13 protein-coding genes are annotated in these 12,050 nt (G+C 66.9%); all 13 read left to right on the plus strand.

The window, feature by feature from the left end:
• Positions 1 to 900: DnaB helicase C-terminal domain-containing protein (locus AC1DXV_RS24370; protein WP_477935964.1), on the plus strand; the 900-nt coding region annotated here is incomplete at its 5' end.
• A 14-nt stretch (positions 901 to 914) separates the two neighbouring features.
• Positions 915 to 1,712 (plus strand): hypothetical protein, encoded by a 798-nt coding sequence (locus AC1DXV_RS24375; RefSeq protein WP_477935966.1) that lies wholly within the window; start codon positions 915 to 917, stop codon positions 1,710 to 1,712.
• Between the two features lie 135 nt (positions 1,713 to 1,847).
• A complete protein-coding gene (locus tag AC1DXV_RS24380; protein ID WP_477869094.1) occupies positions 1,848 to 2,336 on the plus strand; it encodes a terminase small subunit in 489 nt (162 codons plus the stop codon).
• A 35-nt stretch (positions 2,337 to 2,371) separates the two neighbouring features.
• On the plus strand, positions 2,372 to 4,459 hold the full coding sequence (locus tag AC1DXV_RS24385) for a phage terminase large subunit family protein (RefSeq protein ID WP_477935968.1): 2,088 nt from the start codon (positions 2,372 to 2,374) through the stop codon (positions 4,457 to 4,459).
• The gene (locus AC1DXV_RS24390; RefSeq protein WP_477935970.1) at positions 4,441 to 4,770 is read left to right on the plus strand and encodes a Mor transcription activator family protein; all 330 of its coding nucleotides are present in this window, start codon (positions 4,441 to 4,443) and stop codon (positions 4,768 to 4,770) included. Before AC1DXV_RS24385 ends, AC1DXV_RS24390 begins: the two co-directional genes overlap by 19 nt.
• A gap of 131 nt (positions 4,771 to 4,901) precedes the next feature.
• The gene (locus AC1DXV_RS24395; protein ID WP_477935972.1) at positions 4,902 to 6,968 is read left to right on the plus strand and encodes a ClpP-like prohead protease/major capsid protein fusion protein; all 2,067 of its coding nucleotides are present in this window, start codon (positions 4,902 to 4,904) and stop codon (positions 6,966 to 6,968) included.
• A 47-nt stretch (positions 6,969 to 7,015) separates the two neighbouring features.
• On the plus strand, positions 7,016 to 7,354 hold the full coding sequence (locus AC1DXV_RS24400) for a capsid cement protein (RefSeq protein ID WP_477873622.1): 339 nt from the start codon (positions 7,016 to 7,018) through the stop codon (positions 7,352 to 7,354).
• Between the two features lie 13 nt (positions 7,355 to 7,367).
• On the plus strand, positions 7,368 to 7,694 hold the full coding sequence (locus AC1DXV_RS24405) for a head-tail joining protein (protein ID WP_477873623.1): 327 nt from the start codon (positions 7,368 to 7,370) through the stop codon (positions 7,692 to 7,694).
• The gene (locus tag AC1DXV_RS24410) at positions 7,691 to 8,134 is read left to right on the plus strand and encodes a hypothetical protein (protein ID WP_477873624.1); all 444 of its coding nucleotides are present in this window, start codon (positions 7,691 to 7,693) and stop codon (positions 8,132 to 8,134) included. The genes AC1DXV_RS24405 and AC1DXV_RS24410 overlap by 4 nt, the downstream gene beginning before the upstream one ends.
• Before the next feature lie 28 nt (positions 8,135 to 8,162).
• Positions 8,163 to 8,951 (plus strand): major tail protein, encoded by a 789-nt coding sequence (locus tag AC1DXV_RS24415; protein ID WP_477935974.1) that lies wholly within the window; start codon positions 8,163 to 8,165, stop codon positions 8,949 to 8,951.
• Positions 8,952 to 8,964: 13 nt separating this feature from the next.
• Complete coding sequence (locus AC1DXV_RS24420) at positions 8,965 to 9,336, plus strand: hypothetical protein (protein WP_477935976.1); 372 nt, start codon at positions 8,965 to 8,967, stop codon at positions 9,334 to 9,336.
• 65 nt (positions 9,337 to 9,401) lie between these two features.
• The gene (locus tag AC1DXV_RS24425) at positions 9,402 to 9,602 is read left to right on the plus strand and encodes a hypothetical protein (RefSeq protein WP_477873783.1); all 201 of its coding nucleotides are present in this window, start codon (positions 9,402 to 9,404) and stop codon (positions 9,600 to 9,602) included.
• A 32-nt stretch (positions 9,603 to 9,634) separates the two neighbouring features.
• The gene (locus tag AC1DXV_RS24430; protein WP_477935978.1) at positions 9,635 to 12,016 is read left to right on the plus strand and encodes a phage tail tape measure protein; all 2,382 of its coding nucleotides are present in this window, start codon (positions 9,635 to 9,637) and stop codon (positions 12,014 to 12,016) included.
• Positions 12,017 to 12,050 lie beyond the last annotated feature (34 nt).

A 12,050-nucleotide genomic window follows, 5' to 3' on the forward strand; every position in this document is an offset into this window, starting at 1 on the left:
CGCAACGAACCGCGCGACATCAGCGAGCTGGTCGTGAGCTTCGTTGACGACCTGACCGAGCGCTACGAGGGCAAGCAGACCACCATCCTGACCGGGCTGAAGGATCTGGACCACTGCACCGCTGGCGGCGGCCGGCCGGGCGAACTGTGGGTGATCGGTGCCAGACCGAGCATGGGGAAGACGGCCGCATGCCTGACGCTGAGCCGCAACGTGGGCCGCAAGCACCAGGTGCTCATGCTGACCCAGGAAGACAGCCTGAACTCGCTGACCGCGCGTCAGGTGGCCGCCGCTGGCCGCGTGAACCTCGCTGACCTGCGCAATCCGCAGCGGGCACCGGAGAGCATGTGGGAAGGCGTCACCGAGGGCGTCGATGCGCTCGGGAAGCTGCATATCGCGATGGACGATCAGGCGGCGCTGAGCATCATGGATGTGCGCCGCAAGATCCAGCAAGTGAAACGCCGGCACAAGCGGCTGAGCCTCGTGATCATCGACTACCTCCAGCTGATGGAGGGCGACGGCGACAACCGCAATCAGGAGCTGGGGAAGATCGCCAACGGCCTGAAGCGCGCGGCGAAGGAACTCGGCGTGTGGATCGTGCTGCTGTCGCAGCTGAACCGCGAGGCGGAGAAGCAGAACCGGGCGCCCATCATGAGCGACCTGCGCGACAGCGGCGACATCGAAGGCGCGGCCGACCTGATCGGGCTCCTGCACCGCGAGCATCGGCGCAACCCGACCGAGGCCAACAAGTTCCACGCCGAGCTGCACGTGGTCAAGCACAAGAACGGCCCCACCGACACGCTGAACTTCACCTTCGACGGCGCCTACCAGCGCTTCACGGATTGGGAAGGTCCGCCGCCGATGAAGAGCATCAAGGCGCAGCGCGGCGGCGGGCTCGACTGAACCAGGGAGGAACGATGCTGACGATGAACATCCGCTTCGATGCGGCCGAGATCGCGAAGGCGTTCGGCGAACTGCAGCAGGAGCACCCGAACGTGATGGCCCAGGCTATCAACGACACCACGCGAGAGATCCGCGACGCACAGGTGGCAGAGATTCGCGGGAGCTTCGACAATCCGACGGCCTTCACGCTGCGCTCGCTCTACACGCGCTTCGCGACGAAGACCAAGCTGCAGGCGATGGTGTGGCTGAAGGACGGCGCCTCGCGGGCGCACTACCTGATCCCGCAGATCGAGGGCGGCAACCGGCCGCTGAAGCGTTTCGAGGAGATCCTCGTGCGCGCCGGGATGATGCGCAGCAAGGAACGTGCGGTGCCGGGTGCAGCCGCGAAGCTCGATGCCTACGGCAACATGGGGCGCGGCCAGATCGTGCAGATCCTCAGCCAGCTGCAGGCCTTCAACCTCGCAGGCTCGGACGCCAACGCGACCAACAGCAAGCGCTCGAAGGCCAAACGCAGCAAGGTCGAGTACTTCGTTGCGCATGGCGGCGAGTCGCGACAGGGCCGTGGCTCGTGGAAGCACGGCGACAAGGTGCAGCACCTGCCGCGCGGTGTGTGGGCACGGTATCGCTTCAGCGCGGGCAGTGCGGTCAAGCCGGTGCTGCTGTTCGTCAATGGCACCCGATACGGCAAGCGCTTTGACTTCGTCGGCACGGCGCAGCGCGTGATCGATGCGCGCTTCAAGTCGCACTACGAACAGCGCATGCACAAGCAGCTCGCGAAGCTCGGGCTGGGCTCGAAGGGGCAGGGCGCATGACCACCTCGACCTCGATCGCCACCACCCCCACCCCCCTAGACGGGTCCTCCCGGAGGACCTCGGTCAAGGGTAATTCGAACCCCGTTCGCACCGTAGTTGCGGGCGTTGCTTAAGGGGGTTGTACCCATGGAAGCGATGCAACAACCCTTGTCCAACCCGATCAGCCAGGAGCAGTTCGGCGACCTGGTCGGCGTCAGCCAGCAGGCCATCAGCGAGCTGCTCGGTCGCGGGATCCTGAAGGCCGGCCAGCCTGCCTCGGCCTGGCTGCGTGCCTACACGAAGCACCTGCGCGAACAGGCGGCCGGGCGCGGTGCCGACGGCGAGCTGGCGCGCGAACGCGCACGCCTCGCTCGTGAGCAGGCCGACCGCGTCGCGATGGACAACGCGGTGAACCGCCGCGAGCTGGCGCCTGTCGCGGTGCTCGAGCTGGTGCTCGCCAAGATGTCCGGCGACGTGGGCAGTCTGCTGCAGGGGCTGGTGCCGCGCGTGCGCCGCCGCGTCGAGCTGCCCACCGAGGCGCTGCGCATCTTCGAGGAGGAGGTCAGCAAGGCGCGCAACCGCGCGGCGGCCTTGAGCCTCGCCGATGCAGAAGACGAACCCGACGACGAGGAGGATGGAAATTGACGCATGCGTCGCCTATGCTCGACGCAGTCGAGCCCGTGTTCATTGAACGCCCGCTCTCGCTCGCTGATCTCGGCACCGAGCAGCGCGACGAGATCAATGCGGCATTGCGGCGCGGCCTGCGTCCGCTCGAAGCGCCGCCGCCGATGCGCCTGTCGCAGTGGATGGCCGAGCACTTCTACCTGTCGGAGGAGAGCAGCTACGAGCAAGGCCGCTGGGAGGCCTACCCGTACCAGATCGCGATTGCCGATTGCATCGGGCACGACGAGATCAACCACGTGACCTGGCGCAAGTCCGCGCGCACCGGCTACACCAAGATCTTCCTCGCGGCCGTCGGCTACTTCGCCGAGCACAAGCGGCGCAACCAGGCGGTGTATCAGCCGACCGACGAGGATCGCGATGACTTCGTCACCACCGAGCTGGAGCCGATGCTGCGCGACGTGCGCGTGATGCGCCGCGTGTTCCCGAAGTTCAACCGCAAGTCCAAAGAGAACACGATCAAGAAGAAGCGGTTCCTCGGTTGCCTGCTGCACCTGCGCGGTGGCAAGGCCGCGAAGAACTATCGACGCATCACCGTCGACTGCGTCTACTACGACGAGACCGACGGCTTCGACCGCGACATCGAGAAGGAGGGCAGTCCCTTCCGCCTGGGCGACAAGCGCATCGAGGGGGCCACCTTCCCGAAGTCGGTGGCCGGCAGCACGCCGAAGCTGAAGGGCTTCAGCCTGATCGAGGACCGCGAGAGCCAGGCCGACGTGCGCTTCCAGTACTTCATCCGCTGCCCGCACTGCGATGACGAACACACGCTCGACTGGGGCGGCAAGGAAGCCCGGCACGGCCTGAAGTGGACTGATAGCGATCCGGAAACTGTGGGCCATGTCTGCCCGCATTGCGGCGCGTGCATCACCCAGGCCGAGTACCTCGCCGTCTGGAAGGGACGCTGGAAGTCCGCCGAAGGGATCTGGATCGACGAGCGCGATCCGGTCCAGCTGCGCTTCCGCAACGCGGCGGATGTGGAGATCGCGCCGCCCAGGCATGTGGCGTTCTTCAGCTGGACCGCGTACAGCCCGCAGGCGACCTGGGTCAGCATCGTCCGCGACTGGCTGACGGCCGCAAAGAAGGCGCAGGCGGGCGATGACAGCGACCTGAAGACCTTCATCAACACCACGCGCGGCGAGACCTACGAGCAGGAACTGGAGAAGACCGACGCCAGCCAGCTCGCGCTGCGCGGCAAGCACGGCCACCCGCTGCGCACCGTGCCGCGCGGCGCGGTGAAGCTCGCGATCGGCGTGGACGTGCAGGGCGATCGCTGGGAACTGGTGGTGTGGGGCTTTGGCCGCGGCGAAGAGATGTGGGTGGTGGACGACCTGGTCATCTACGGCAACCCGGCCGACCAGCGCGAGTGGGATCTGAAGTTGGATCCGGCAATCAAGGCGACCTACCGGCACGTGTGCGGGGTCGAGATGTCGGCCGACGCGGTGGCGATCGACACCGGCGGGCACTTCACCCACCAGTGCTACGTGTTCGTGCGCAACCGGCCGAACCAGAACCTGTACGCGGTGAAGGGCGAGACGCGGCTGGGCCGTCCGATCAAGAGCGCGAGCGTGCTGGTTGACGTGAACGAGCGCGGCAAGACGATCCGCAAGGGCGTGCGGCTGTGGCACGTCGGCACCGACACCGCGAAGGACTTGCTCTACGGCCGCCTGCAGGTCAGCCAGCCTGGGCCTGGGTACGTGCACTTCGCGCGCGAGCTGACCGCCGAGTTCTACGACCAGCTGACGGCCGAGAGCCGGATGCTGGTGAAGACCGGCCGGGGCGAGGAGCACCGCTGGCTGAAGCCGGCCGGCAAGCGCAATGAGAAGCTCGACTGCACGGTCTACGCGCTGTTCTGCGCGCAGATGCTCGGGCTGCACACGCTGAGCGACAAGCTGTGGGCGCGGCTCGAAGCCGGGCTCGAACCTGACCTGTTCGCCACGGCGCCCTCGGCGAGTGAGGGCACGACACCCGATGTGCAGGCGTCTGCACAGGTCCCGAAACGCGATCCACCCGTGCAGGCGCCACGCCTCGTGCCCCAACCCCAAAACTCATCACCAATCGCCAGCAGCGCATGGAGCAGCCGCCTTTGAACCGTACCCCGTCTGAATCGAAATCTCCGGTCAAGCCAATCCACCGAATTCCGTTGGTCGGACAGATGTCGGACATTCTTCGGGATCGCCTCGCCGTCCAGGATCCTTGGGCGACGGCGATGGCGCAGGAGATCGTGCAGGGCCTGAGTGCCAAGTTCGGTGGAGCGCTGGTCTACGTGCCGATTCCAGATCGAAGGGCGCGCGACGAGCGGATCCGCCGGATGTTCAATGGTGCAAACCTGCAGGAGGTCTGCGATCAGTTCGGACTGTCGAGGACCGCGGTCTACAGGATCTGCTCGCGTCGCAAGTGACCGTGCGGATAGGGGCGTCGATCCACGGGTGAAGACCTCTGAGTCGCCCTGCAAATAGTCCCGTTCCGGAGACTACAAACGGGACAGCGATTCCGTGACGATGACGGCATGCACAACGCACCCGTCATCGCATGAGCGCCACACCCTGGTACAGCATCCATCGCCGGCCGGTCTTCTCCGCACTCGCGGCGGCCGAAGTCCAGCACGCCGAGATCTGGATCTACGGTGACATCGGTGAATCCTGGTACGGCGACTCGATCGCCGCCAAGGACTTCGTCCAGACCGTCGCCGCACTCGATGCCGAGACGATCACCGTCCGCCTCAACAGCTACGGCGGCTCTGTCAGCGATGGCATCGCGATCTACAACGCACTGAAGCGCCACCCGGCCACCGTCACGGTGTCGGTCGACGGCATCGCCGCGTCGATTGCGAGCCTGATCGCAATGGCCGGCGACCGCGTCGAGATCGCCGAGAACGCGATGCTCATGATTCATGCCCCGTGGGGGAGCGCCGCTGGCAATGCCAGCGAGCTGCGCGAGTACGCCGACCTGCTCGACAAATGGGCGCAGGCCATGGCCGCGAGCTACGCCGCGAAGACCGGCCGCGCCATCGACGAGGTGATGACGTGGCTCGATGACCAGGACCACTGGTTCAGCGCAGCCGATGCCGTCGCCGAGAAGCTCGCCGACGCCGTCACTGCCGCATTGCCCATCAGCGCCAGCGCCAGCCGCTTCGCTTGGGCCAGTGCCCGCGGTGCCGCATCTGCACCGGCCACGCCGGCCACAGCTGTCGCTCGCCCAACAACTTCCCGAAATCCCTCGACTTCTTCGACCCAGGAGACTGCATTGCCGACCGCACAAACCACCACCATCCCGACCACCCAACCCACGCCCGCCGAGCCGCAAGCCCACCAGGACGCCGTGCAGGCCGCGGTGCGCGCCGAGAACCAACGCCAGTCGTCGATCCGCGCCGCCTACCAACCCTACATCCGCGACCCGCACACGCAGACCGTGCTCAATACGGCGCTGGCGGACACGAACTGCACGCTGGTGCAAGCCAAGTCGCTGCTGCTCGATGCGATGGGCCACGGCTCCGTACCGCTGGCCGGCGGCTACTTGCTCACGGTCGAGGACGAGACCGACAGGCGCAGGGCTGGGATGGCGGCTGCGCTGGAAATCCGCGCCGGCCTCGCCAAGAACGACACCAGCAATCCGTGGCGCGGCCACAGCCTGACCGAGATGGCGCGTGCCTCGTTGCAGGCGCACGGCGTCAAGCATGCCGGCACCGACCGGATGAGCCTGATCGCGCTGGCCTTCACGCACAGTTCGGGCGACTTCCCGCTGCTGCTGGCGAACGTGGCGCAGAAGGCGATGCTCAAGGGCTACGACGAGGCCGAGGAGACCTTCCAGCTGTGGACCTCCAAGGGAACGCTGCCGGACTTCAAGCCGATGTCGATGGTCGACATCGGCAGCTTCCCGGCGCTGCGCCAAGTGCCCGAAGGCGGTGAGTACAAGTACATCAGCATCGGCGAGCGCGCCGAGACGCGCGTGCTGGGCACGTATGGCGAGATCTTCAAGATCACGCGCCAGGCGGTGATCAATGACGACCTGGACGCCTTCACCCGCATCCCGCGCAAGATGGGCCGCGCTGCGATCCGCACGGTCGGCAACTTGGCGTATGCGGTRCTGACCGGCAACGCCCCGATGGCCGACGGCAAGGCGCTGTTCCACGCCGACCACGGCAACCAGGCCGATGCCACGGCGATCACCACCGCGGCCATCGACGCGATGCGTGTGGCGATGGCGCGGCAGAAGGACATCGGCCAGACATCGGGCGCTCTGAACATTCGCCTTGCCAAGCTGCTGGTGCCGATGTCGCTGCTGGGCACGGCCAACGTGGTCCGCGACAGCGAGTTCGAGGTCGGCGCCAGCACCAAGAACAACACTGTGCCGAACAGCGTGCGCGGCACCTTCGAGGTGATCTCCGATGCGCGTCTCGACGACAACTCGCCGACGCGCTGGTACGGCGCAGCCGACCGAGGCATGCACGACGTGGTGACGGTCGACTACCTGGACGGCAACGAGGCTCCGACGATGGAACAGCAACAAGGCTGGAGCGTCGACGGGGTGGAGTTCAAGGTGCGCATCGACGCGAGCGCCAAGGCGCTCGACTGGAAGACGCTGCAGCGCAATGGTTGACCGGGGCTGACCCTCAACGCTGAACAACAACACACAACAGGAAATCCATGAAGAATTTCGTCCAACCAGGCCAGGCCATCACCACCGCTCCGGCCGCAGCCGTGGCCGCAGGCGGCGTCCTGCGCCTCGGTGCTCGCATCGGTGTGGCCGTCGGCAACGTCCCCGCCAACGTCTCCGGCGTGTTTTCCGTCGAGGGCGTCTATAGGCTCCCCAAATTTGCCCCCGACGCGATCGGCGTCGGTGATGCGGTGCACTGGGATCACCTGCAGGGCGTCATCACCACGGCCACGGTCGGCGCCGGCAATGCGGTGATCGTCTCGGCCGGCTTCGCCTTCACGGCCGCCGCTGCCGGCGAGACCTTCGTCGACGTGAAGATCAACGCCTGATCGGGCGCACCGGATGTTCGACGACATCTTCACGCGGAAGCTGGTGGTGCTCTACGCCCGGCTCGGCCGTGATGCGCAGTTCACGCCGACCGGCGGCGATGCCCAACCGGTGCGGGTGCTCATCGACGAACCGGGCAGCACCGGCCTGGACGGCATGCAGGCGCGCACCGAGCCGACGATTCGAATGCAAAGCGCAGACGCACCGAACGGCGTACTCCGGGGCGACCGTTTCACCGTGGCCGGCAAGACCTGGGTGGCGCGCGAGGCCGGCGTGCCGGTGCTCGACGGCACTGAGCTGCAGGTCGAGCTGAAGCCGGTTCCGTTGGGGGCTGCCGCATGAGCGTCGACAGCAATAGCACCCATGAACGCATCCTGCAGCGCGTCGACCAGGCGCTCAAGGCCGCCGACACCGATGCGACAACGCGGGTGCACCGAGGCCGCGTCGATGCCTTCGGCGTCGACGAGATCCCGGCCATCAACATCCGTCGCTCCACCGGCCAGGCCGACGCCTTTGCGCAGGCGGTGCARCGCGGCCTGATGGAGTTCGAGCTGGACTTCCACGTGCGCGGCGACGACTGGGAGACGGCGGTCGACCGGCTGCACCTTCAGGCGCACCGCGCAATTGCCGTCGACGCCGGCCTGAACACCCTCGGCCGTGGTCTGCGCTGCGTACGCACCGAGCCACGCGCCGAAGGCGGCGACGAGACCATCGGCCGACTGACCGCGACCTACCAAGTGCAGGCGCTGACCCGCGCCGGTGACCTCGCCCTCGTCACCTGACCCACACAACCCTCATCCACAGAACCCAATGATCAACTTCGGAACCGGCAAGATCATCGCGATCCCCACGTACGACTCGCTGGGCAGGTTGCTGCTGAACCCGACGCCCGTGCGGCTCGGGACGATGCAAGACATCTCCGTCGACATCGATGTCGACCTCAAGACGCTGTACGGCTCCAAGCGTTTCCCGATCTCGGTCGGGCAGGGCAAGGGCAAGATCGAGATCAAGGCCAAGTACGCCGAGATCAACGGCGCGATCCTCGGCAGCCTGCAGTTCGGCAAGACGGCATCGGCCGGCGTGCGCGCCGCCGTCTTCGACTTCGTGGTCAAGGTGCCGGCTGCTGATGCTGCCAGCCAGGCCGCCGCGCAGGTCACCGTCGACCCCCCGCAGGGCGCCACCTTCGCAACCGACCTGGGCGTGCTCGATGCCGCCGCGATGGAATCGCTGGAGCGCGCGGCGGTGATTGACGGCCAGGCGCCGGCCGCCGGCCAGTACACCGTCGTCAACGGCGTCTACCGCTTCGCCCCGTCCACGCAGGACCGCACGCTGCTGATCAGCTACGAGTACCGCGCCGAGGGCGCAAACGCCAAGGGCCAGATCTTCCAGCTCACGAACGACGTGATGGGACCGACACCTGCCTTCTCGCTGCTGCTGCAGAACAGCTTCGACGGTAAGAACCTGGTGATGAAGTTCAACCGGGCGGTGAGCAGCAAGGTAAGCCTGCCGCTCAAGAACGACGACTACGCGGTCTACGACCTGAGCGCGCAGGCCTTCGCCGATGCCGCCGACGAGATCGGCTACCTCTGCCTGTTCTGACCTGGGCCACAACATGAACGACACCATCCTGCTGGGCGAACAGACCATCGAGGTCGCCCCGATCCCCCTGGGCCGGCTGAAGAAGTTGCTGCCCGCCTTCAACCGCGCCGGCCTGGCCTTCAAGAACGGTCGCCTCGATGAAGTCGTCTTCGACGACATCGTGCTGGTGCTGTCCGCCGGCACCGGCATGTCGGTCGAGGAAGTCGAGCTGCTGCCGGCCACGATGGAGCAGCTGAGCGCTGCCCTCGAAGTCGTCGCCAAGGTCGCAGGCCTGGAGACGAAGGTGGCCGGGGTGGGGGCCGCGGTGGGGGGCGCCGTGGGGGAAGCGGGGGCGTCCTTGGCGGCACTGCCGGGGACGCCTGGAACAGCCTCTACGCCTGGCTGATCACGGCGACCGGCTGGACCTGGGTCTACATCGACGACCAGGTCACGCTGCCGCAGGTCTCTGCCTTGGCCGACTTCTGGCGTCACACGCCGCCTGCCGCACTGCAGCTCCGGCGCATTGCACTCGCGATCGGCATCAAACCCGAGCGGTCGGCCGCGCCGGCCTCGCCTGATCCCGAGAGCGCGATGGAGCAGGCACGAAGCATCGGCATGGTCGTCGCCCATGGCCGTCCCGATGACCCGATGTTGTCCTTCCTCGACCTTTGACCCTGAGAACCCTTTGAGCATTCACCACCCGCATGGCTGATCCCCGCGCCCGCGTCGTCGTTGACGGCGATGTCACTCCCCTGCGCCAGGCGCTGCGTTCCGGCATGGACAGCGTCCAGCAGTTCGGCGACAGGGCCGCCTCACATGTCGGCTCCCTCAGTGGTCCGCTGGAAGCGATCCAGGGCAAGTTCCTGGCGATCACGGCGATCCTGGGTGGTGGCGCGCTGTTCGGCAAGGCGATCGAGCAGACCGCCAAGTACCAGGAGCAGAGCATCCAGCTGGGTAAATCGCTGGGCGTGTCGGCCACCAGCGCCAGCACCTGGATCGCAGCGCTCGAGGATGTCGGCGCGACCACCGAGGAGATGTCCACCGCGGGCCGAGGCCTGCTGAAGCACCTCAACGAGGACGAGGGCGCGCTGAACCGCCTCGGGCTCGCCACGCGCGACAGCACCGGTGCACTGCGCCCGATGAACGAACTGATGCTGGATGCGATCAAGCTGACCGGCGAGTACAAGGAAGGCACCGACCGCAACGTCGCTGCCAACCAGCTCTTCGGCAAGGGCATCGACGCCAGCTCGGCGCTTCTGAAACTCAACAGCGATACGGTGCGCGAGAACGCCGAGCTGATGGGAGAACTCGGCCTGCTGGTCGGGCAGGAGCAGGTCGATGCCTACAACGCCTTCGACAGCGCGGGCGACAAGGCGGCGCTCGTCATGAAGGGCTTCGCCAACACGATCGGCAACGTGCTGATGCCGGTGGTGACCAAGCTCGCCGAGTGGTTCGTGGCGGTCGGGCCGACCGCCATCACGGTGACGCGCGGCGCGATCGGCGGGCTGACTGCCGTCTTCTGGGGCCTCAAGAACGCCGTCGTCATCGTGTGGGAGGTGCTCAACGGTCTGGTGGTGACCGTCGCCGAGCCGTTGCGGGCGCTCGGCTCCGGGCTGTACAAGCTGATGACCGGCGACCTGAAGGGCGCGCAGGACGAGCTGATGGGCTGGCCGGCGCGCATCGGCGAGGCCTGGGGCAAGGCCTGGGACAACATCGTCGCTTCCAGCGCCGAGTCGCGCGACCGGCTGTCGGCGATCTTCAATCCCGACCAGGCGGAGGCTGCGCCGTCCGGCGGTGGCACCCGCAGCGCCACGCTGAAGGGCAAGGGTGACAAGGACAAGGACGGCGCCAGCTCGTACATGAGCTACTACGAGGCCATGCTCGCCGAGGAGAAGCGCGCACAGGCCGTGCTGACCGAGGGCCGCGAGTACACGAAGGAAGAAGAACTCGCGTACTGGCGCTGGCTGACCGACAACCTGACGATGACGACGGCCGACCAGGTCGCGATCCAACGCAAGGCGGCCGCGCTGGAGGTGAGCATCGCGCGCGAGACGCGCCAGCAGCGTGACGCTATTGAGCAGGACGGCATGCGCACGGCCGAGCAGCTCGCGCTCGGCAAGATCGAGCTCGAGCGCGTGGCGGCCAAGGCAGCACTCGACGCCGAGGAGATCACGAAGGCCCAGCTCGCGCAGCTGGAGGTCGAGTTCGAGGACCGGCGCTACGTCGTGCAGGCGTCTGCACTGCAGCGGCGGCTGCAGCTGCTGAGCGCCGATCCGACCGTGAACCCGGTCGAGCTGGCCCGCATCAAGAACGAGCTGCTGCTGGTCGAGCAGCAGCATGAGCAGCAGCGGCTGCAGGTGCTGTCCGCCGCCAACACCGCGCTGCGGGAACAGGGCGCCAATGCCTTCGGCGGCTCGGGCCTGTTCAGCGGCATCGGTGACAGCTTCGGCACCGCGCTGGACGGGCTGCTGCAGAAGACCAGCACCTGGGGGCAGTCGCTCGCGACGGTCTTCGGTGGCGTGAAGGAAGCGTTCCTGCGCAACGTCGTCACCGAGCCGGCTTCGCAGTGGATCGCCAGCCAGGCACGCATGCTCGCGATGAAGCTCGGTTTCCTGACGCAGGAGAAGGGCATGCAGGCGGCGGCCTCAGCGACGAACGTCGCGGTGAAGTCGGCCGAAGCCACGGCCGTCGTCGGCGCCAACGCGGCCGAGGCCGGTTCGGGTGCCGCGGCGTCGCAGGCCTCCATCCCCGTTGTCGGGCCGGTGCTCGCCATTGCAGCGATGGCCGCGATCTTCGCGGCGGTGTCCGGCATGGGCAAAGGCATCAAGAGCGCCTCGGGCGGCTTCGACATCCCCAGTGGTCTGAACCCGATCACGCAGCTCCACGAGGAAGAGATGGTGCTGCCGAAGCAGCACGCCAACGTGATCCGCCAGTTGGCAGGACAAGGTGGAGAGGGGCAGGGCGGCGGCGATGCCGGCCCGTCGATCGAGCTGCATGGCGTGACGGCCGGCGAGTTCTTCATGGCCTCGAAGCGCGACCTGGTCGCGGTCCTGAAGGCGCTGAAACGCGACTTCGCCTTGAACTGAACGGCTGGAGCTGAATACGCTATGAGCCTCGACA

This window comes from Rhizobacter sp. P3_C12 (assembly GCF_056402735.1).

Coding starts and splice junctions, on each gene's coding strand:
- AC1DXV_RS24400 (WP_477873622.1), top strand. CDS start 7,016: ATGAAGAATTTCGTCCAACCAGGCCAGGCCATCACCACCGCTCCGGCC.
- AC1DXV_RS24430 (WP_477935978.1), top strand. CDS start 9,635: ATGGCTGATCCCCGCGCCCGCGTCGTCGTTGACGGCGATGTCACTCCC.
- AC1DXV_RS24375 (WP_477935966.1), top strand. CDS start 915: ATGCTGACGATGAACATCCGCTTCGATGCGGCCGAGATCGCGAAGGCG.
- AC1DXV_RS24405 (WP_477873623.1), top strand. CDS start 7,368: ATGTTCGACGACATCTTCACGCGGAAGCTGGTGGTGCTCTACGCCCGG.
- AC1DXV_RS24415 (WP_477935974.1), top strand. CDS start 8,163: ATGATCAACTTCGGAACCGGCAAGATCATCGCGATCCCCACGTACGAC.
- AC1DXV_RS24390 (WP_477935970.1), top strand. CDS start 4,441: ATGGAGCAGCCGCCTTTGAACCGTACCCCGTCTGAATCGAAATCTCCG.
- AC1DXV_RS24420 (WP_477935976.1), top strand. CDS start 8,965: ATGAACGACACCATCCTGCTGGGCGAACAGACCATCGAGGTCGCCCCG.
- AC1DXV_RS24380 (WP_477869094.1), top strand. CDS start 1,848: ATGCAACAACCCTTGTCCAACCCGATCAGCCAGGAGCAGTTCGGCGAC.